Source organism: Helicobacter sp. MIT 21-1697 (genome assembly GCF_026241255.1).
Lineage (GTDB): Bacteria > Campylobacterota > Campylobacteria > Campylobacterales > Helicobacteraceae > Helicobacter_C.
In genome coordinates, this window is record NZ_JAPHNC010000002.1 from 193,100 (window position 1) to 214,155 (window position 21,056).

Genomic DNA, 21,056 nt, shown 5'->3' on the forward strand with positions numbered 1-21,056 from the left:
TGTTTTAAGCCATTGGCTTAATAAAAGGGTGATAAGCACCCCTTGATAAACCAACTTATTTCGCTTTTGCTCTTTTGCGCATATTTGGCTCTAGAATCTTTTTGCGGATTCTAATAGTTTGCGGCGTTACTTCAAGTATTTCATCATCTTCTATCCATTCTAATGCTCTCTCTAGTGTTAAATCTCTTGGTGGCACAAGCTTAATCGCTTCATCAGCCCCACTACTGCGCATATTTGTTAAATGTTTTGCCTTAATGGGATTGACATCTAAATCATTATCCCTACTATGCTCACCAATAACCATTCCTACATATACTTTAGTTTGCGGCGTTACAAAAAGCACTCCGCGCTCTTGGATATTAAAAAGTGAAAAACCTGTTGCTTCTCCATTTTCCATACTCACAAGTGCGCCATTTTTACGAGATTCTACACTACCGCTAAAGGGACGAAATTCTAAAAAACTATGATTCATAATCCCCTCACCCTTTGTATCTGTCAAAAACTCACTACGATAACCAATAAGCCCACGCGCTGGAATCTCAAACTCTAATCTTGTATAGCCATCGCCCATAGGATTCATAGCTTTCATTTCAGCTTTGCGTTTGCCAAGTTTTTCAATAATACTTCCACTACAATCTTGTGGCGTATCAATGACTAAATGCTCAAAAGGTTCGCATTTCACTCCATTTTCTTCTTTGATAATCACTTCAGGACGCGAAATACTAAACTCAAAGCCCTCGCGGCGTAGATTCTCTGCCAAAATGGTGATTTGCAACTCTCCTCGCCCACTCACCTTGAATTTTCCCTCACCCATTTCCTCACAGCGCATAGCAATGTTAGTTTGCATTTCTTTTAAGAGCCTATCTTTAATTTTATTTGCTGTTACGTGTTTGCCCTCTAACCCCGCTAAAGGACTATCATTAACTGCAAAATACACACTCATTGTGGGCTCTTCAAGGTGCATAGGATCAAGTGGCATAGGATTGCTAGGACATACGATAGAATCTCCAACATCAACTGCATTAAAACCAGCAATAGCAACAATATCTCCTGCTTGGGCAGATTCTATCTCTGTGCGTGCCAATCCCATAAATCCAATGAGCTTACTTATGCGTCCGGTTTCTTTCTCACCATCGCTTTTAGCGAGCATTACATTCTCACCCTTTTTTATGCAACCATTAAATACACGAGCAATGCCAATTTTTCCCACATAGTTATCATAATCAAGTGTGAATACTTGCATTTGCAAAGGATTCTCTTTTGCACCGCTTGGCAATGGCACATATTCTAAAATTGCCTCAAAAAGAGGTTCAAGGTTTTTCTTTTCATCTTCTAATTCTTTAATTGCATAACCATCTCGCGCAGCAGCATAAATCACAGGAAAATCTAGCTGTTCATCGCTCGCACCCATTGCTACAAACAAATCAAACACTTCATCAATCACCCTATGAGGTTCGGCGGCAGGTTTATCAATTTTATTCACTACCACAATGGGGCGGATTCCAAAACCAAGTGCTTTTTTCACAACAAATTTTGTTTGAGGCATAACACCTTCTTGTGCATCTACAAGCAGGAGCACGCCATCAACCATTTTAAGCACCCGCTCTACCTCTCCACCAAAATCTGCGTGTCCGGGCGTGTCAATGATATTTATTTTTGTGCCTTTGTAATTGATAGCAGTATTTTTTGAAAGAATCGTAATGCCTCGCTCTCTTTCTAAATCATTAGAATCCATAACGCGTTCATCAATTTGTTCCCTCTCCCCAAAAGTGCCAGATTGAGTGAGTAGCCCATCTACTAAAGTCGTTTTGCCGTGATCAACGTGCGCTATAACTGCGATATTCCGTATATTTTGCATAGATAATGATTCTCTACTTTCATTTAGAATTAAAGTGTGGATTCTATCTCTTTTAAGTTTCAAACAAAATAAAAATGAAAAATATAATTTTAAAACATTATTTTAGGTATTACATTTTTCCTTTAATAAAGCTTTCCATTTCACTTACAATTTCCTCAATCATACGCTCACCATTAATTTTATGAAGCACTCCCTGCTTACTATAAAATGTCTCAATATCCTTAAGTGGGCTAAGATATACTTGCATACGATTATTAAATACCTCTACATTATCATCTGCACCTCTTGCTCGTCCTAACACCCTCTCTCTTGCGACAGATTCGCTTACTTCAACTTCTATTACACTCACTAATTGCACCTGATTTTGTGCCTTAAGCTTCTCATCAAGAGCTTCCATTTGCTCTACACTGCGAGGATAGCCATCAATGATGATAATATCTTTGGGCGCATTTGCTATGGCATTAATAATCGTGCCAACTACAATATCAAGCGGAACAAGATTGCCTTTGCTGATAAAACTATCAATAGTTTTGCCATATTCACTCCCGCTTGCGACTTCTTCGCGTAATAAATCTCCCGTAGAATAATGCACGATAGAATCTGCATTATCTCTTGCAATAATCTGTGCATCTGTGGTCTTTCCCGAACCGGGCGCACCAATGATTAAAAACATTTTTTTCATACCATTCTCCTTATAATTTTATAGGCAAGAAATATCTAAAAAGATTATAGCTTTAAAATCTTAAGATATAATATTATTTCAATATTCAAAATGATAAAGATAGAGAGATGAATTTTACATTTGGTTCTAATTTTAAATTTATACTTTTAAATATATGTTTGGTTTGTAATTCTTGGAGCACACAAATCCCTCCTTTAGAATACGATAAACTAGAATCATATACAGAATCTAATACCTTATTAGATTCGCAACAATATCAATATTATGAGCCACAAAATAAATTTGCATATTTGGCTACAAGTTCGGGCATTATACTTGGTGGAACACTCATAAGTGCTGGTGTGCTTTATCTTATGCCCGAGAGTGTAACAAATTGGAACAAAGATGAAATCAACAATCTTGGCAAGAATTGGACAAGGAAAATATCACAAGGACCAGTGGTGGATGCTGATGATTGGTTTTTAAATTGGGTTACACACCCTTATTGGGGCGCAGTATATTATATGCAGCCTCGTGTTGCAGGATATAGCTGGAATGTATCTGCACTTTATAGTGTTCTTGCCTCTGCTCTTTTTTGGGAATATGGTGTTGAAGCATTTGCCGAAATACCATCGTGGCAAGATTTAATTGTTACTCCCGCTATTGGTTCAATGTTTGGTGAATTATTTTACCAAACCTCACTGCATATTCATAATAATCACGACACGATTCTTGGCTCACGCTTTCTTGGCAAAAGCGTTTTACTTCTTATGGACCCTGTTGGATTTATTTTGAAAGATTTAGGATTAGCAAAAGCAATAGGAATAAAAAACAAAAATGAAACTCAAAGTTTTATTATGCCATTAAAAGATATGAGAGGAGGGGCACAGATTGTTTTTGCAATGCGCTTTTAGTTCATATATAAATAAACTTAAAGACTAAAATCATAATAGCTTATACTCACATAAAATGATTGTGTATCAAAATGTTCTCCAAGCAACTTCTTACTTTTTTCATTAAATCCACGCGTATAACCCACACTTAAACCATAGCCTTGCGCTATATCAACAAACATCTCCGCACGCGCAATACCACCATAAATATTGTATTGTTCTTTAGGATCTGCCATAGCAAGATTACCCATTTCAAATCCTCCGCCAACAAACGCAATTACTCGCCCACCAAAGAATCTATACCCAATTTGCCCACCTAAAGAAAAATTATATAATCCATTTTTATTTTCACGACCTGCGCTCCCATCAATCCACGCATTAAGAAGCAAGTTTTTTTGCTCTGTGAGTATCAAGCCTCGTTTTAAGCCAAAAAGCATTGCATTGCGAGTGCTTTTATAATCTTGTAACACTTCATTGCTTTGCACACCTGTGATAGTAGAATGCAACCAACCAATATTGAGACTTCCAAAACTATGAGAGGAAACAGGTGCTGGAGTAAAATCAATACCCCATACCAAACTCAAATTGATGACATTTAGAATAATGAGATTCTGTAATAATTTCAATATTTACCCCCAAATGCTATCTGTGTAGGGTTGACTTTTATCAATATTATCATATCGCCTATTACTTTTATTCCCTTTACTACCCCGCGCATTGTTTTTAGTAACATTGCGTGTATTCCCTGTAAATTTTTTATTAGATTTTTTAGGTTGCTCACTTTCATAGCTTTCTTCTAGCTTAGCTATTTGTTCTTTACTCAAACCAATTTTAAATGTGCTGTTTTTTTCTAAATGCAGTGAAATAAGTTTAAGGCAAAGCTGCGTAGTATCTATTTTGTCTTTGAGTTTTTCATAAATAGCCACCGATTTATCGTTAATCTTTATGTGTGAAAGTTCTTGTGAAAATGCGTCATCACTATATTCTTGCGCTATTTCACAAAGTTTGAGTTTAGCTTTAGTAATTTGCTTAATCTTACTTAAATCTTTATATTCAAGCGGTGTGGCAAGGGTAACTGCCACCCCCTTTTTACCTGCGCGTCCTGTGCGTCCTATGCGATGCACATAGCTCTCTGGATTGAGCGGTATATGATAATTAAACACGTGACTTACATCACTTATGTCTAATCCACGAGATGCAACATCGGTGGCAACAAGAATTTCAATTTTATTTTCTCTAAAAGCTTTAATCGCTTCTCGTCTATCCCACTGCTCCATATCTCCGTGCAAGGCTATGGCTTTAAATCCACGATTTGCAAGTCTTATAGCTAACGCATCAGCCTCTTTTTTCATACGCGTAAAAATAATGCTTTTTGTAGGGTTTTGTGTTTCAATTAAGCGCACGATCGCTTCATCACGTTCACCCTCATTGATAATATAATACTGCTGTTCAATATCTTGATTTGTAACATCTGTGGGAGTAATTTTTACAAAAGCAGGTTCATTAAGTATTTTCATTGCTAAAGCTTTAATAGGCTCTGGCATAGTAGCTGAAAAAAGTAAAGTCTGACGCGTATTGGGCAAAAATTTGAAAATTTCCTCAATATCATCTAAAAAGCCCATATCAAGCATTTCATCACTCTCATCAAGCACAACAATTTGAGGTGAAAAATGCGCGATTCTACCATTTTGCAAGTGATCAAGTAACCTCCCGGGTGTAGCCACCATTGCTTTAGGTTTTTTTTCAAGTAAATCACATTGCCGTTTAATACTCTGTCCTCCATACATACAAATCGTCCTAATTCGCCCAAACCGCCCTAATTTAAGAATCTCTTCGCTAATTTGCATAGCAAGTTCTCTTGTAGGAGTGATAATAAGTGCTTCAATGTCTTTATTGCGATTTAAGGCATTAAGAATAGGTATAGCAAACGCAGCTGTTTTGCCCGTACCTGTTTGAGCCTGTGCAATGAGGTCTTTGCCTTGTAAAATAATGGGTATGCTTTGAGCTTGCACTGGACTAGGTGTACTAAATCCTGCTTCTTTAATACCCTTTAATACAAAATCTTTAAGCCCAAATGTATCAAAACTTTGTTCATTTTGTTTATGTTTTAATTTTAACCCTTGTTTCGCTACTGCACTTGGGGACTCTTCTGATTGTTGCGTGCGAGAATCGTTATCCATTCATTTTGCCTTGCATAAGTGAAGTATCCCAATTTTTATTGATTTGGAATTTTAAAGCCCGATTATAACAGATTTTTGCTCTTTTAAAATTGAAATTTACAAAAATATTATTGCACTTAGATATAATACACCACATTCAAAGGATAAAGGATAAAGGTGAATCTTGAAAATGCCCTAATGATACTCTATAATAATATGCCTTTTGGAGCGAGTTTCCTCGCTGGAATCCTCACCTTTTTAAGCCCTTGTATTTTACCCCTTATCCCCCCTTATATTTCTTATATCTCTGGCGTAAGTATCCGTGATTTACATAGCAAAAATACTGCACACAAATCTCATATTGTTTTTACTTCATTACTTTTTATTGCTGGATTTTCTTTTGTATTTATCACATTAGGAATTTTCGCCTCAACAGCATTTGGCACTTTTCTTATTTCATCGTGGATGCATTATATTGCAGGAGGAATTATCATTATTTTTGGGATACATTTTTTATTTCCCTTTAGGCTTCATTTTTTATACAAAAGCATTCAATATGATTTGAACTTTGCACGTTTTGGATTTCTTTCTCCTTTTGTACTTGGAGTTGGTTTTAGTATCGGTTGGAGTCCGTGTGTTGGTCCTATCCTCACCTCAATCCTTACTCTCTCACTTCTTAATCCCTCATATGCACTTTGGCTTATGATATGCTATTCTGCAGGATTGGGTTTAGCATTTTTGCTTGTAGCAGTTTTTGTTGATGCGGGATTAAATCTCCTGAAAAAACTTACTCCCTTTTTAAGAGTGATAGAAATTATTTCGGGGCTATTGCTTATACTCATTGGTATGCTCATTATTGTGCAAAAAACCGATTTTTTGCTCTTTTTATTTTCTTAAGGAGGCTGAAATGCTTTTTAAAAATGCGACACTTTGCGATTATCAAGGCATAAAAAAAGCTGATTTGCGCACACAAAATGGCTTTATCACAGATATTGGCTCACTCCAAGCCCTAAAAGATGAAAACATATACGATGTGGAGGATAAACTTTTATTCCCCGCAATGATTGATCTTAATATTGCACCAAAGAGCCTTTCTCTCTCACGCAAGAATCTCCTCGCACTTGCACAAAAAGCTTTAAAGGGAGGAGTAGGTAGCATTTTGCTCTACCCCCATACAAGTCCTTCTTGTAGTGAAAATGGCTCTATTGAACTCATTAAAAGCCTCAATAAAGAATCCCCTATTCATTTATTGCCTGCTATTAATCCGCTTGATTCTCAAGGTAAATTAAGCGATATTAGCACATTACATAACAATGGTGGAAAAGCGATTTTCACACGAAGCGATATTGATGCACACAATCTTATGAGTATTGCTCAATATGCACAAATGCTTCATATACCGCTCATATGCTTTTGTCAGGATAAATCTGTGGCTGATGGCGTGATGAATGAGGGAATTTTAAGTGCTTCGCTTGGGCTTCCTTCTATCCCTGCATATAGCCAAACCAAAGAAGTTGCTAAGATTGCTGAAATGTTTAAAAATGTGCCAATTAAGCTTATTTTTGATACTTTAGTTTATCCGCGTAGTTTTGAAATACTCCAATCCTTTAAAGCTACTTACAACAAAGATTCTATGCAATTTACAGAAAATCCACAATTTTTCACTCAAACTTCCATTCATCACCTTATTTTAGATGAGGGTTTATGTGAAAACTACAATACAGCAGCCAAGCTCAATCCGCCACTTGTGGATAAAAATGCTCAATCTCAACTCATTGAAATGCTACAAAATGGACATATTGACACGCTCACAAGTCTTCAATGTGCAGATTTTAACTCCAAAAAAGACCAAGTTTTTGAGTTAGCGAGCTTCGGGGTAGATGCGCTTGAAGTGTATTTTTCACTGCTTTATACTTATTTGCATAAAAGCTATGATATTTCACTACCGCTTATTTCACAGCTTACAAGTTACACTCCTGCACAGATTCTTAGCCTTAATAAAGGTGCATTGCAAAAGGGTAAAATCGCTGAACTCTTTATTGTCAATCCTCACGCACATTTTACATTAAATGACACTTTCTCGCCATATCATCAGCATAAACTTTATGGTAAAATTGAAGCATTTTTAAGCAATGAAACGCTTTATACTCCACATACTAAGGAATCATAATGCAAGAAATTAAAGATTATCTTATAAACTTTCTCCCACAACTTGAACAATTTGGCATCGGACTTTTAAAAGCTACACTTATCCTTATCGTGGGCTATTATGCCTCGCGTTTTATAGGAAATAAAGTCCGTAAAGCTATTGCAAAAAAAGATGAAATACTTGCGCGTTTCATTGCGCAAATCATTTTTATTCTCTCACTCGTGGTGATGATTATCGCAGCGCTTGGCACTATGGGTGTGCAAACAAACTCTATTATCGCTGTGTTAGGCACTGCGGGCGTAGCGATTGCACTTGGGCTTAAAGATTCTCTCTCGTCAGTTGCAAGCGGTATTGTACTTATTATTCTTCGTCCTTTTAAACGAGGTGATTTAATTGAAGTGAGTGGTTTAATCGGTAATGTTGAAGCTATCAATCTTTTTACAACCAATCTCCGCTTAAATGACGGCAAATTCGCCATTATCCCCAATAGCAATATGGCAACTGCAAATATTATTAACACAACCTACAATGACCAAAGACGCATTGAGCTTATCATTGGCGTGGGATATGAAAGTGATATAGAATCTGTAAAAAATATCATCATTGAAGTCCTCCAATCTACTCCTGAAGTGGATTTAGAGCAGCCATATTTTATTGGCTTAACCGAACTTGCTTCAAGCTCTTTAAATTTTACGCTTCGTTTTTGGGTAAAACTTGAATATGGCATCATTAATACACAAAGCAAGGTATTAGAATCTATCAAAACAAACCTTGATAAGAATGGCATTGAGATTCCCTATAATAAACTTGATATAAATATCTCACAAGCCCCTAAGGCTAACTAATGTTGCATATTTGGGGGGCGAGAGAAGCATTTATCTGTGATGAACATTTTTCTATTGTGCATAATGGTGGGATTGCCTTTGAAGAAAATGTAGATAAAATATTGGCTGTGGGCGAATACGATACATTATGCTCACAATTTCCTAATGCAAAAATGCAGTTTTTTCCTCAAGGTGTTCTTCTTCCCGCACTCATTAATGCTCATATACATTTTGAATTTGGCGCACATTTTGCACAATTTTGTTATGGAGATTTTGGCACTTGGCTTGATAGCCTAATGGATTCACGTGATGAGGTTTTACATATTCAAAATACTTATTTTGAATCTATACTGACACAAGGCATAAACGAGCAAATAAACGCAGGTGTAGGAAGTGTGGGGGCAGTGAGCAGCTATGGCTATGATATGTCTGCACTTGCTCTAAGCCCCTTGCGTGTGGTATATTTTAATGAAGCCATAGGAAGCAATCCAAGTGCTATTGATTTTCTCTATGCCAATATGCTAGAGCGATTAAATAATGCCAAAAACCTTAGCTCTCCTACTTTTACCCCTGCTATTGCATTGCATTCACCCTATTCACTTCACCCGATAATGGCACAAAAACTCATAGACATAGCCGCCAAAGACAAACTACCACTTTCAACACATTTTTTAGAATCCGCACACGAGCGAGAATGGCTTACCCAAAATAGCGGATATTTTAAAACATTTTTTCAAAGATTCTTTCATATTGAGAATCCACAAAGCTTTTACTCGCCTCAAAGTTTTTTAGATATGCTCTCTCCCCTTAGAGATACGCCACTTTCACTTACGCATTGCTTACATATAAAAGAAGAAGAAGCAAAAAGCATAGAATCGTTACAAGCCTCTATCATCACTTGCCCTCGTAGTAATCGCCTTTTAAACAATGCCTTTTTTTCGCGCTCTCATTTACATAATAAACAAATCCCTCTTGCGCTTGGCACAGATGGCAAAAGCTCAAATAATAATGTCAATCTTCTTGATGAATTACGCGTCAGCCTCTATGCGTATCCTCAAGAGGATATACTTGCTCTTGCCAAATCATTACTTTTAAGTGCCACACTCTATGGAGCAAAGGCTTTGGGACTCAATAATGGCACACTAAGTGAGGGTAAAAATGTGGATTTTGCTATTTTTGAATTTAGCCAACCTTTATTTTATCCTAACCAATCTCGCCCTAATCAATCACCTTTGCAGTTTATTCTCCACGCCAAAACGCCCTCTCATCTTTATATCAACGCAAAGGCAGTGCTATGAAATCTCCCAAACCTCTCCAAAGCATACTTTTTGTGTGTTTAGGCAATATTTGCCGCTCTCCTTTGGCTCAAGGCATAGCACGACATATCACACAACAACATCATCTCAATATAGAGCTAGATTCTGCAGGGACTAGCGGGTGGCATATTGATGAAGAACCCTGTGCTGGTTCGCGTTATATAGCTAAAAAGCACGGATTTAGCATTGATGATTTACGAGGCAGACGCGTCAGTGTGTATGCTGATGATACATTTGATTTGATTATTGCCCTTGATAAGAGTAATTATGCTGATTTACTCGCACTTGGCTTTGATAAGGCAAAGGTCAAAAAGCTTGGTGAATTTGGATTAAAAGGAGCAGATATTCCTGACCCCTATACTTATAAAGATATGGAGGGTTTTGAACGCATATATCAAATGATATATCTTTGTGTGCATAATCTACTCTCTATACACTATCCTGTGATAGAATCTCCCTATAATACTCCCTCCACAAAAGAATAAAAGGATAAATATGACAATCACACTCTATGGAATCAAAACTTGCGGAAGTGTCAAAAAAGCAATCATACTCCTTGAAAAACACTCAATCCCCTTTACATTTATAGACTTAAAAACTCACACGCCAAGTAGAGAACAACTCGCCCTATGGATTGAACAAAAAGGCATAAAAATCGTGCTTAATACCAAAGGCACAACCTATAAAAATCTCAAAAAAGATGGAAAAATTGCTGATACGATATTAGATTCTACACTTCAAATACAAATTGATACGCTCTTTGCTGTGCCTATGCTCCTTAAACGTCCCATTATTACAAGTGATGAAAGTCTCATTATTGGCTACGATGAGAGTGCTATCTTAAATCTCATTCATATTTTTCAGCAGAGGAAGCTGTAAATGAAATCCTGCCATATCATATTTGCTGTTCTTTTTGCTTTGGGTTTAAATGCTTGTGCGGATAAAATTATCCCAAGTGCTCAAGTCAAAGATTTGCAAAGCTTTCCCCAAGATGCACTTTTTTATCTCCCCACAGATAAAGAGATAAAATCTAAATACGATGATAAGGCTCTTTTGTCCTTTAAAAAAGATTATTTGCAAAAATATTTTTCCCCTTGGCAGCAAAAGCCAAATCCAAAGAAAAACGAAGTGTTTTGGATTCTTCCCTCACTCCAAAATATCGCCACAGACAAAGGCAAAATAAAAAGCTATGGTGAGAATCTCCAAGAAATAAGTGCGCAAGAAGCAAAAGAACTCATAGATTCTATGAATCTTAGCACTTACCCAAACCAAAATCAAAAAGCCATTATCACCACTACAACTTCAGTGCGTGCAGTGCCTACAAACAAGCCTTTATTTAATAAGCCAAATGGCTATCCATTTGATAGGTGGCAAAATTCCCTTATCTTTGCCAACACACCTGTGCTTATTACACATACAAGCAAAGATAAACAATGGGTGCATATTCAATCTAGCTTTGTTTATGGCTGGATAGAATCTCAACATCTCGCCACACTCACTCAAGAGCAAGTAAAAGAAATACAAGACTACACACATTATGTAAGCCCTACTATTGATAAGATTCCCTTGGTTGATTCTCATCAAAACTTCATCACTCAAGCGCGTATTGGACAGATTTTTCCTGTATATGGCACACAGCTTAAGCAAAGCGTTGGTATTGCAATATATGCGCGCTTACCCAATGGCAAAGCTCAAAGAGAGCAAAGCTTTATCTCACCCGAAAAGGCTAAATCTTTCCCAAGAAAACTAGATTCTCAAGCTATTGCTTCAACAATTAATGCAATGATGGGACAAAAATATGGTTGGGGTGGATTCTTAGAAAGTCGTGATTGTTCAGCCTTTATCCGCGATATTTTTGCGCGATTTGGCTTACATCTCCCGCGAAATTCTAAAGCTCAAGTCTATTATGGTAAAAATCAAATTGATTTAAGCAAATTTAATCGCAAGGAGAAAGAAGCCTTTATTATTGCCAATGCCACACCTTATCAAAGCATTCTTTGGCTACAAGGACATATTATGCTCTATATTGGAACATATCAAGGTAAAGCCATTGTCGCACATAGCGCGTGGAGCGTAACCACAGGCAAAAGATATGAAAATATGCTTGGTGGAGTTGTCATTACTTCCTTGTATGCAGGAGATGAACATAATGGATTTTTTGCACAATCTGATTTACTCATTGATAGAATCCAAGCTATGTCTGACCTTTCACAGCTTGCAGAAAAGATAAAAGGGCGTCAATGAAAATTATCATAGCCCTATGCTTGTGCATTATCACTATATTTGGCAAGGAAATTTCGCCCATCAAAGTGCTTGTGAGTGTGTTGCCACAAAAAGAAATGCTTGAATATATCGGTGGTGAATATGTCAAAGTAGAAGTGCTTGTAAGTGTGGGCAAATCACCTGAAATGTATGAGCCAAGCTTCACACAAATGAGACATATCCAAAATGCACAAGTCTTTTTTGGCGTTGGAATGCCCTTTGAATCTGCTTGGCTGAAGCGATTTAAAAATACTAATCCCTCGCTTATTTATCATAGCCTTATAGATGAACAATCTTCCCAAACTCATCACGCCCACACACATAATCCTCATATTTGGCTTTCTCTCCAAACCTTGCAGCCTCGCATTTTGCTTATAGCAGATATTTTGGGCAAGATTGATACATCGCATTCACATATTTTTCAAAAAAATGCTCAAGAACTTATAGCAAAACTTAAAAACATACAAAAACGCACTGCCACACTTTTAGCTTCACCTAAAGCTCAAAAAAGTTTTATTACCTATCACCCTACATTTGCCTATTGGAGTGCAGAGTTTGGTGTGCAAGAGCTAAGCTTAGAACATAATGGCAAAGAACTCAAAGGCAAAGAATTAGTTGCGCTTATCACGCAAGCTAAAGGACACAATCTCAAAGCTGTTTTTATTCAACCACAATTTGCAAAATCACGAGTAGAAATGTTTGCTAAAGAGCTAGGTTTGCGCATCATTGAGCTTGATCCTTTACGCAAAGATTGGCTTTTGTCTTTGCAAGAGAGTGCGTGTCAAATTGCATTTTCACTTTCTATACAAGAAGTCAAACCTTGTATGCAAGAATATTTTAAAGACTAATCTATGACACCACTTGTGGATATTAAGGAACTCTATTTTGCTTATGGAGAGCATAATGTGCTTGAAAATGTTTCTTTTAAGCTGCAAGAGAAAGATTTTTGGGCAATTATTGGACCAAATGGTGGAGGTAAAACAACTTTTATAAAGCTTATACTTGGACTTTTAAAGCCTCAAAGCGGCAAGATTCAATTTGCTCACAATATGAGTATAAAACATATTGGATATGTGCCACAAATTACGCATTTTAATATGGATTTTCCTATCTGTGTGTATGATGTCGTTGCAATGGGCTTATTTCAACCTAAAATCTGGGGATTTAAACCAAAAAAAATACAAGATATAGCCGATATAATGGAAAAACTTCATATCGCCCACCTTGCAAAAAAACCTCTTCATAGCCTCTCTGGTGGCGAGCGGCAAAAAGTTTTGATTGCGCGTGCCATTGTAAATAAACCTCAACTCCTTATCCTTGATGAACCAACAGCAAATGTTGATGTCAAGGCGCAAGAGGATATTTACCAACTTCTTGCAACACTTAATAAAAGCCTAAGCATTCTTGTAATAAGCCACGATATTTCTGTTACACTTGGCTATGCAAAAGAAGTGCTTTATATCAATAAATATGCCCTAGCTCATCAGATTCCAAAACTCAATTTTGATTTGAAAGAGCATATTTGCGAAGTAGATATTCTTACATATTTTGCCCACTCTTCACAAGGAAAACACAATGAATGATTTATTTTCATATCAATTCGTATGGATTGCGCTTTTTGTGTCATTTTTAGTCAGTATTTGCAGCGGTATCATTGGCTCAATGATTGTGGCAAATAAAAATGTCTTTGTTGCTGGAGGTGTAGCTCATAGTGCTTTTGGGGGTGTAGGATTGGCACTTTTTTGTGGATTTAGCACAATGCTTGGCGCAATGCTCTTTAGCGTAGTTATGGCACTTTTTCTTGCCTATGCGTTTTTATACCAAAGACAACGACTTGATGCATATGTGGGTGCTAGCTGGGCATTTGGTATGGCAATAGGTGTGATTCTTATTGATTTGACGCCCGGATACAATAATGATATTTCAAGCTATCTTTTTGGCTCACTCCTTGCAGTAAGCCAAAAAGAAATGCTCGCTATGGCAATTTTTGATATAATTATCATCGCATTTGTTATACTCTATTATTATGAGATTCTCAGTTTATTTTATGATAGTGAGTTTTGCACGCTTAGAGGTATGAATGTGCGAGTTTGGACAAGTATCATATTTGTGCTTATAGCTCTAGGAGTTGTCATTTCAATGAGTGTTGCAGGGCTGATTTTGGTATTAGCTATTCTTTCAATTCCTGCATACATTGCCAATCTCTTTTGCCATTCGCTTAAAATGATGATGATAACCTCGTGGTTGCTTTCACTCATTTTTATGTGGGCTGGATTTTTTATTGCCTATTGGTGCAATATAAGCATAGGAGCGTGCATTGTTGTGCTTCTTGCACTTGGTATGTTTGCTGCTGTGATAATAAACAAAATTACAAGGAGGATTCTATGAGAGAAGAAGAATCGCAAAAAATCGCAAAAAGAGCTATAAAAATCGCTTTGCTCTGTGTATTTATCACTTTGCTTTTAAGTCTTATTAATATTTACATATTGATTAATCAAATCAGTGCCACAGCAGCGATGAGTAAAGAAATCAAGGTGCTACAAGAAAAAGTAGGCATACAGAGACAAATGCCTTAGGCTTATTCATAAAGGGCATAAATGCGCATTTTGGTTCTTATGAGAGGTATTCCTGCGAGTGGGAAAAGCACTTGGATTGCAAATATGGGCTTAGAGCAATATACATTAAGTCCAGATTCTTTGCGCCTTATGGCAAGCTCGCCTGTCCTTTTACCCAAAAGCAAAATATTATTTTCAGAATCCACAGATATTGCACAATCACACACACTTGATTCTCTCACATTGATAGGGATTAACCAACAAAATGATAAACAAGTGTGGAAAATACTTTTTACTCTCCTTGAAATGCGCCTTAAACAAGGGGATTTTACGATTATTGATGCCACTCATACAAGCCATAAAGCTTTGCGTGCTTATGAGGCACTTGCCAATACTTATCGCTATCGCTTAATAGTGGTAGATTTTAGCCATATTCCCTTAGAAGTAGCTTTGCAACGCAATGCTCATAGGGGTTATAAATCTGTGCCTAGCAATATTTTAGAATCTATGTATGCCACTCTGCAAGATTCTCTACTTCAATCCCTACCCTCACGTTATCTTGTCCTTAAATCTGATGAAATTGCACCTCCGCAAGATAAAACTTGCCAAAGTATGCTACATTTTAATCCTATTAATCTCAATGTCTATACTCAAATCCATCATATAGGCGATATTCACGGCTGCTTTGATGCACTTTTAAACTATCTTATCTCTATTCATTCTTTGCCACACTCACTCCAAGACGCACTGCACATCTTGGAGCAGTCGCAATTTACTCCTCAAATATGTGCTTTATTCCTAAATCCCCAAAACTATTATATTTTCTTAGGCGATTATATTGATAGAGGTGTGCAAAATGCACAAGTTGTGCGATTTTTATTAGGCATTATGGATTTACCAAATGTATGTCTGCTTGAGGGTAATCACGAGCGTTGGCTCTATAAATGGGGAAAAGAGGAGCTGGGCACAAATGAATTTAGCACATTTACCAAAAAAGATTTAGAACAAGGCGGCATAGGAAGCAAAGATGCACATAGACTTTATTCCAAACTGCGTCAATGTTGCTTATATACTTATGACAATAAGATAGTCTTATGCACACACGGAGGGCTTCCAACCTTGCCACCTAATCTCTTGCTTGTAAGCACAAAGCAACTGATTTATGGTAGTGGCGGTTATGAAGATATGCAAGGATGCGCAAAAAGTTTTACTCTTAGCACGACTAAAGATACTTACCAAGTTTTTGGACACAGAAACAGAGAAAAACACTCTATACGCGTATATGAGCGAAATTTTGCACTTGAGGGTGGTGTGGAATTTGGCGGTGCATTGCGCGCAGTGGTATTGACAAAAACCTCCTTGCCTCCTTTTAATGCTATAAAAACTCTGCGCACTCACTCTCAACTTTATATGCGCAATTCGCTTATGGGTATGCATACCTCAAAAGATAACTTTACGCAAATCTATATGCAAAATAAACACTGCTCACAAGAGCTAAATATTTTGCACCAATCACGCTCAATCTTTTCGCTTTTGCAAAAACTTCGTGCAAGTGCGCTTATTAAAGAAAAGGCATTTGGGCACATTTCAAGCTTTAACTTCACTAAAGAAGCTTTTTTCTCTAAACAATGGAATAGCCTTACTTGCAAGGCTAGAGGTTTATTTATTGATACATATAATTTTCGTATTTGCGCAAGAGCCTATGATAAATTTTTTAATTATAAAGAGCGAGAGCCATATAATGATGAGGGCTTAAAGGCAACCCTGCAATATCCTGTGAATGTATTTATCAAAGAAAATGGTTTCTTAGGCATTGTGAGTGCTAAAAGTGCCAATGATTCTCTAAAGCCAGAATCCAAACTTTTTATCACATCAAAATCCGACCCTACAAGCCCTTTTGCGGATATAGCACGAAATCTTATTGAGCAAACTTTGCAGGGCGAGGCACAAGATTTGCAAGATTCTATGTGTGAGAGAGAATCTCAACTTTATGAGGAGCTTAAAACGCGCAATCTTAGCCTTATATTTGAAATAATACACCCACAAGATGACCCACATATCATTGCTTATGAAAAGCCACAAGTCATTTTGCTTGATGCGATTTATAACACACTTGATTATGCAAAACTGCCTTTTGATGAACTCTGCGCACTCGGGGAAAAATTTGGCTTTGTGTGCAAAGAGTATAAAGCTACGCTTCATTGCTGGGAAGAAGTGAGTGAGTTTCTCCAAAGAGATGAAACCCTGTCTCTATTTTCTCAAGGAAAGCGGGAAAATGGCTTTATTGAGGGTTATGTATTTGAGGATAATGCAGGATTTATGTTTAAATATAAAGGGGCGTATTATCGTGCTTGGAAAGCTGTGCGTGAAATAATTGAACAATGTGTGCGCACTCGGGAACTGCCTAAAAGCAAAGGTAAAAAATGGCACGGAGATAGTGTGTATTACGAGCTTGAGGAAAAATTTATACAATGGCTATGCCAATATATAGAGCAAAATGGCTTTGAGAGTATAGAATCTACCTCTCTTATTGCTTTGCGTGAGACTTTCTTGCGCTCTTTGGCTGGATTTTAATCAATTCTATAAAAGGGGAGACAATGCGTTACATATTCATTATTCTATTTTGTTGTTATAGTCTATTTGCGCAAATAGAAGAAGAAAAGACTTTTACAGATATAAATATCACGCAAGCTTATAGGCAAATGAAAATTGGTTTTTCAGAGGGCTATTATCTTCCACAAAGTATTAAGACTATGGAAAATATCACACAAACACTTAATGATGAGGAAAGTGAAATCTATGGTTATAAAACTCTCAAGGTGCAGTGGGAAAATACAAAAGAGGTGAAAATCAGCCTAGAAGCTTTTGAAAATGGAGAGAAAATTTGCACTTATGGAAGTTATGATATATCTTTAAAACAAATAGATACAAATGTGCAAGGCATTATAGAATCCAAAATGCTTTATCCACAAGATATGCAAACATACATACAAAATGCTTGTGAGTGCAATTATTTTCGTGGTGAATATGGATATGACAAAGCGAGAGAAAAAGAGCTTGATAAAAAAATAGAGCAATATTGTAAGCCACTCCCGCAAACTTACAAAATCTTGCAAGAAAAATATAATAATCAGCCAAAAATGCAAAAGATTCTAGAAAGGGTAAATAGGTTGTGAAAGTCTCACCTATCAAATAAAGGAGGTAGCGAATGAAAAACTATTTATATTTTTTGTTTTATTCATAAGCCTAGGATACACGCAAGAAGCCAAAACAACACAAGTATATTTTGACGAAAATCTTACCAATTTGCAATGCGTAAAGGTTTTTGTCAATCTTGTCAAAAGCAGTGATTTTAATTTTAAATCTTGGCGTGGAGATAAAAGTATAGAATGGGTGAAGGAGCATACCTCATTTGAATTTGATACTTGGGATAAGCATACAATCCTTGTGAGATTATTTTTTGATTGGCAAGATTCTAGTAGTGATGGATTTCAAGGCACAGGAACAATAGGTTTTGTAGAATATGATAGACAAATACAAAAACTACAAGATAGCACCTTAGAAATACCATTAAGATTTGATAAAAGCCTAGCAAAAAAGCTAGAATCTTGTGAGCGAAGGAATATCAAATGGATAGGACTATAATGCCACACCATAAGCTTTATATGCAAAAGAGCATTATATATCTTTTAGTGTTATCACTATCGTATGCTCACGCATTCAATATTACTCCAGAAGATGAGACGAAAGAAAAACCTTTGATTTATGGTCATAATACAATACAAATTAATGCCAAAAATCTTTACTTCAAAGAGCTGCAGCAAAACACTCCTTTGCCAAAAAATGCTACACCACTTAAACATACCAAAGACACACAAGCACTTTTGCAAAACAAAGAAACACCACAAGGACATACCCATAACCGCTTTGAGGGCAATTTAGAAGTCAATGGAATTTTGCAATACTCCATAAGGACAGATTGGAGCGGAATCCATAAAGAATGGGTTTTGTTTTTTGATAAAGTATATTATAAATCTGGACTTGTTCCTAAAAATAAGCTGTATTCTACTCAAGAATCGCTTATACCAGAAAGTGCCTACATAAATATAACAAAGTTTAACAACCAAGAATTGCAAAAATTATTTAATATATCAAAATCTAAACCTTTAGCAATTATCGGAGTTAGGGCAAATGGCATACTTAAAGAGTTGAATATCACTACTCACGATGGCGATGAATGGAACTTTTTTGGCAATGTGGAGGATATTTCATTGTTGGGTAATATAATCTTCAAATATCCAAATAAAAGAGAACTTATAGAATCTATAGGTTTAAGTGATAATATTTTGTTGTATGCCTCCAACGACCCCTACATCAATCTACGCCAATCTCCAAATGGTAAGATACTGCAAGCAATACAAAAAGATACGATGTTAAATAATTGTGATACACGAGGAAATGAGCTTAAAAATCAAGGAATATTATTATCTCTCGGGCAAGACCCTACCAATCGCAAATGGCTAAAAGTAGCTTATATCCCACCAGAAGCAAAAGATACAAGTAAAGCAATCTATGGAGTAATCCACGAGAGTCAGGCAAGTTCTCAGTGTGAAGGCTTTTAAAAATCCGCAAGATTTTAAAAGAGAAATACAAAAACAGCAAAGACAAGGTCTTATTTTAGTATCACAAATCCAAAGTATCCTAAAGAAAATGAATAGCTCTCACGCGCTCAACATAAAGTAATATTCTCAATAAGTTCGCATTCATTATTTTTGATAATCAACGCATCAAGGCAGTAAGCTTGGGTAATCTTATGTGCGAGCAAATAGAATCCAATCGCTTTTGTGAGCTTTTTTATCTTGCTTGGCGTAATATTATAAATTGGCTCAAAGCCCTCGCCACTTTTAACTTCAACAAAATGCAAGATATTATCTTTTGAAGCAACAATGTCAATCTCGCCATAACGAGCAAAAAAATTACGCTCTACAATCTCAAAACCACATTTGCGCAAAAATACACAGGCAAAATCCTCCGCTTGTTTGCCTTTATGTCTGCTATTCATTTGCTTTATTCTTTACCCTACTTTAAGATTCAATACGCATTTTATAGGGCTTTTGCGAGATAGAATCTAATCTCTCTAGTTCTAAGAGTGCGGCGTTAATATCCCTCTCATAGCAATGATGTGTAGAAAGTAGCATTTTGGCGATATTTTTATCATTTGTCTCTTTTTGCAAAAACGCACCGATAGAAATATTATGCTGCCCTAGAATCTGCGATACTTGCCCCAATACGCCCGGCTTATCGCACACATATAGCCTTATGTAATAATGCGAGTAAATCTCATCAATGCTCTTAAGCTTTAAATGCTCATTACCTTCAAGCTGCTGGCTAAATCCAAGCATTGCAGCACTTTCCCCTCGTGCAATGGCAATAAGATCGCTCACCACAGAGCTTGCAGTCGCATCACCTCCTGCTCCTGCTCCATAATACATACTCTCCCCTACATAATCCCCAATCACGCTAATGCCATTCATTACATTATCTACCTTGCTTAACATTGCACCTTTAGGAATCATACTCGGATGCACACGCAACTCTACTTCATTGCCTTGCTTTTTGGCAATACCAAGAAGTTTAATCACATAACCAAATTCATTCGCAAACTCTATATCATCAGGCATAATGCCCTCTATGCCCTCTATGAGAATCTCCTCTGGCAGTGCATTAATCCCATACGCCAAAGAAGCAAGAATAAGTAACTTATGTCCCGCATCACCACCACTTATATCAAGCGTTGGGTCAGCCTCTGCATAGCCGAGATTCTGTGCTTGAGTAAGTGCAGCGTGAAAATCTTGATTATACTGCTGCATTTGGGTAAGAATATAATTACTCGTGCCATTAAGTATCCCGCGAATAGCAAGAATATGATTCGCACTCAAACCCTCTTTTAAAACACGAATAATAGGTATGCCACCACACACACTCGCCTCAAAACCCACAGGGACACCATTTGCAAGCGGTGCTATATCACAACGATGATAGGCAAGCATTGCTTTATTTGCAGTAACAAAGGCTTTTTTTGCTTTTAACGCTTTTTGAGCAATCTCATAGGCAATCTCCACGCCACCCATAAGTTCAACAATAACTTCAATCTCTTCATCTTGTAAAATATCATTGACATCAGTGCTTACTTTTACGGAGGCATTAAACTCTTTTAACTTTGAGTGAGCCTTTACCTCATCGCGCACTATGATATGCTTAATCTCAATCTCTTTTCCAGCCCTTGCACTAATAATATTTTTATTTGCCAAAAGTGCCTTCAAAACGCTGCTTCCTACGACACCAAAGCCAACCATACCCACCACAAGTTTTGACATAC

22 protein-coding genes are annotated in these 21,056 nt (G+C 36.9%); 16 read left to right on the top strand and 6 right to left on the bottom strand.

What is annotated here, in order from left to right:
• Positions 1 to 55: 55 nt before the first annotated feature.
• Both typA and OQH61_RS02905 read right to left on the bottom strand, forming a co-directional pair.
• Positions 56 to 1,858, bottom strand: a complete 1,803-nt coding sequence (gene typA / locus OQH61_RS02900; protein ID WP_266025775.1) for a translational GTPase TypA — start codon at positions 1,856 to 1,858, stop codon at positions 56 to 58.
• A 109-nt stretch (positions 1,859 to 1,967) separates the two neighbouring features.
• Positions 1,968 to 2,540, bottom strand: a complete 573-nt coding sequence (locus tag OQH61_RS02905; protein WP_266025776.1) for an adenylate kinase — start codon at positions 2,538 to 2,540, stop codon at positions 1,968 to 1,970.
• A gap of 107 nt (positions 2,541 to 2,647) precedes the next feature.
• On the opposite strand from OQH61_RS02905, the gene OQH61_RS02910 reads away from it, so the two are divergent.
• The gene (locus tag OQH61_RS02910) at positions 2,648 to 3,433 is read left to right on the top strand and encodes a DUF3943 domain-containing protein (protein WP_266025777.1); all 786 of its coding nucleotides are present in this window, start codon (positions 2,648 to 2,650) and stop codon (positions 3,431 to 3,433) included.
• 17 nt (positions 3,434 to 3,450) lie between these two features.
• Here the strand turns inward: OQH61_RS02910 and OQH61_RS02915 are convergent, their stop codons facing one another.
• Complete coding sequence (locus tag OQH61_RS02915) at positions 3,451 to 4,038, bottom strand: hypothetical protein (RefSeq protein ID WP_266025778.1); 588 nt, start codon at positions 4,036 to 4,038, stop codon at positions 3,451 to 3,453.
• Between the two features lie 3 nt (positions 4,039 to 4,041).
• A complete protein-coding gene (locus tag OQH61_RS02920; RefSeq protein WP_266025779.1) occupies positions 4,042 to 5,592 on the bottom strand; it encodes a DEAD/DEAH box helicase in 1,551 nt (516 codons plus the stop codon).
• 156 nt (positions 5,593 to 5,748) lie between these two features.
• Here OQH61_RS02920 and OQH61_RS02925 point away from each other — a divergent pair, with 156 nt between their 5' ends.
• From OQH61_RS02925 to OQH61_RS02995, 15 genes are all read left to right on the top strand, one after another.
• A complete protein-coding gene (locus OQH61_RS02925) occupies positions 5,749 to 6,468 on the top strand; it encodes a cytochrome c biogenesis CcdA family protein (protein WP_266025780.1) in 720 nt (239 codons plus the stop codon).
• 10 nt (positions 6,469 to 6,478) lie between these two features.
• Entirely contained in the window at positions 6,479 to 7,741 is a 1,263-nt protein-coding gene (locus OQH61_RS02930) for a metal-dependent hydrolase (protein WP_266025781.1), read from the top strand.
• Positions 7,741 to 8,565, top strand: a complete 825-nt coding sequence (gene mscS / locus OQH61_RS02935) for a small-conductance mechanosensitive channel MscS (RefSeq protein WP_266025782.1) — start codon at positions 7,741 to 7,743, stop codon at positions 8,563 to 8,565. The genes OQH61_RS02930 and mscS overlap by 1 nt, the downstream gene beginning before the upstream one ends.
• Positions 8,565 to 9,842 carry a metal-dependent hydrolase gene (locus OQH61_RS02940; RefSeq protein WP_266025783.1) on the top strand — a complete coding sequence of 426 codons (1,278 nt, stop codon included), beginning with the start codon at positions 8,565 to 8,567 and terminating at the stop codon, positions 9,840 to 9,842. The genes mscS and OQH61_RS02940 overlap by 1 nt, the downstream gene beginning before the upstream one ends.
• Entirely contained in the window at positions 9,839 to 10,345 is a 507-nt protein-coding gene (locus tag OQH61_RS02945; RefSeq protein WP_266025784.1) for a low molecular weight protein-tyrosine-phosphatase, read from the top strand. Before OQH61_RS02940 ends, OQH61_RS02945 begins: the two co-directional genes overlap by 4 nt.
• Before the next feature lie 10 nt (positions 10,346 to 10,355).
• A complete protein-coding gene (locus tag OQH61_RS02950; protein ID WP_266025785.1) occupies positions 10,356 to 10,739 on the top strand; it encodes an arsenate reductase family protein in 384 nt (127 codons plus the stop codon).
• On the top strand, positions 10,740 to 12,104 hold the full coding sequence (locus tag OQH61_RS02955; protein WP_266025786.1) for an NlpC/P60 family N-terminal domain-containing protein: 1,365 nt from the start codon (positions 10,740 to 10,742) through the stop codon (positions 12,102 to 12,104).
• Positions 12,101 to 12,970 carry a metal ABC transporter solute-binding protein, Zn/Mn family gene (locus OQH61_RS02960; RefSeq protein WP_266025787.1) on the top strand — a complete coding sequence of 290 codons (870 nt, stop codon included), beginning with the start codon at positions 12,101 to 12,103 and terminating at the stop codon, positions 12,968 to 12,970. The genes OQH61_RS02955 and OQH61_RS02960 overlap by 4 nt, the downstream gene beginning before the upstream one ends.
• Positions 12,971 to 12,973: 3 nt before the next feature.
• Positions 12,974 to 13,705: a metal ABC transporter ATP-binding protein gene (locus OQH61_RS02965; RefSeq protein ID WP_266025788.1), complete on the top strand. Its 732-nt coding sequence runs from the start codon at positions 12,974 to 12,976 to the stop codon at positions 13,703 to 13,705.
• Positions 13,698 to 14,510 (top strand): metal ABC transporter permease, encoded by an 813-nt coding sequence (locus OQH61_RS02970; protein ID WP_266025789.1) that lies wholly within the window; start codon positions 13,698 to 13,700, stop codon positions 14,508 to 14,510. Before OQH61_RS02965 ends, OQH61_RS02970 begins: the two co-directional genes overlap by 8 nt.
• Positions 14,507 to 14,698 (top strand): DUF5408 family protein, encoded by a 192-nt coding sequence (locus tag OQH61_RS02975; protein ID WP_266025790.1) that lies wholly within the window; start codon positions 14,507 to 14,509, stop codon positions 14,696 to 14,698. Before OQH61_RS02970 ends, OQH61_RS02975 begins: the two co-directional genes overlap by 4 nt.
• 21 nt (positions 14,699 to 14,719) lie before the next feature.
• Positions 14,720 to 17,251 carry an RNA ligase gene (locus OQH61_RS02980; protein ID WP_266025791.1) on the top strand — a complete coding sequence of 844 codons (2,532 nt, stop codon included), beginning with the start codon at positions 14,720 to 14,722 and terminating at the stop codon, positions 17,249 to 17,251.
• A 23-nt stretch (positions 17,252 to 17,274) separates the two neighbouring features.
• Complete coding sequence (locus tag OQH61_RS02985) at positions 17,275 to 17,853, top strand: hypothetical protein (protein ID WP_266025792.1); 579 nt, start codon at positions 17,275 to 17,277, stop codon at positions 17,851 to 17,853.
• Between the two features lie 130 nt (positions 17,854 to 17,983).
• Positions 17,984 to 18,322, top strand: coding sequence for a hypothetical protein (locus tag OQH61_RS02990; protein ID WP_266025793.1), 339 nt, complete (start codon positions 17,984 to 17,986; stop codon positions 18,320 to 18,322).
• Positions 18,307 to 19,299, top strand: coding sequence for a hypothetical protein (locus OQH61_RS02995; RefSeq protein WP_266025794.1), 993 nt, complete (start codon positions 18,307 to 18,309; stop codon positions 19,297 to 19,299). Before OQH61_RS02990 ends, OQH61_RS02995 begins: the two co-directional genes overlap by 16 nt.
• Before the next feature lie 107 nt (positions 19,300 to 19,406).
• Here OQH61_RS02995 and OQH61_RS03000 read toward each other — a convergent pair whose 3' ends face one another.
• Together OQH61_RS03000 and OQH61_RS03005 are read right to left on the bottom strand one after the other, a co-directional pair.
• Positions 19,407 to 19,748 carry a YraN family protein gene (locus OQH61_RS03000; protein WP_266025900.1) on the bottom strand — a complete coding sequence of 114 codons (342 nt, stop codon included), beginning with the start codon at positions 19,746 to 19,748 and terminating at the stop codon, positions 19,407 to 19,409.
• A gap of 13 nt (positions 19,749 to 19,761) precedes the next feature.
• On the bottom strand, positions 19,762 to 21,054 hold the full coding sequence (locus tag OQH61_RS03005) for a homoserine dehydrogenase (RefSeq protein WP_266025795.1): 1,293 nt from the start codon (positions 21,052 to 21,054) through the stop codon (positions 19,762 to 19,764).
• Between the last annotated feature and the right edge of the window lie 2 nt (positions 21,055 to 21,056).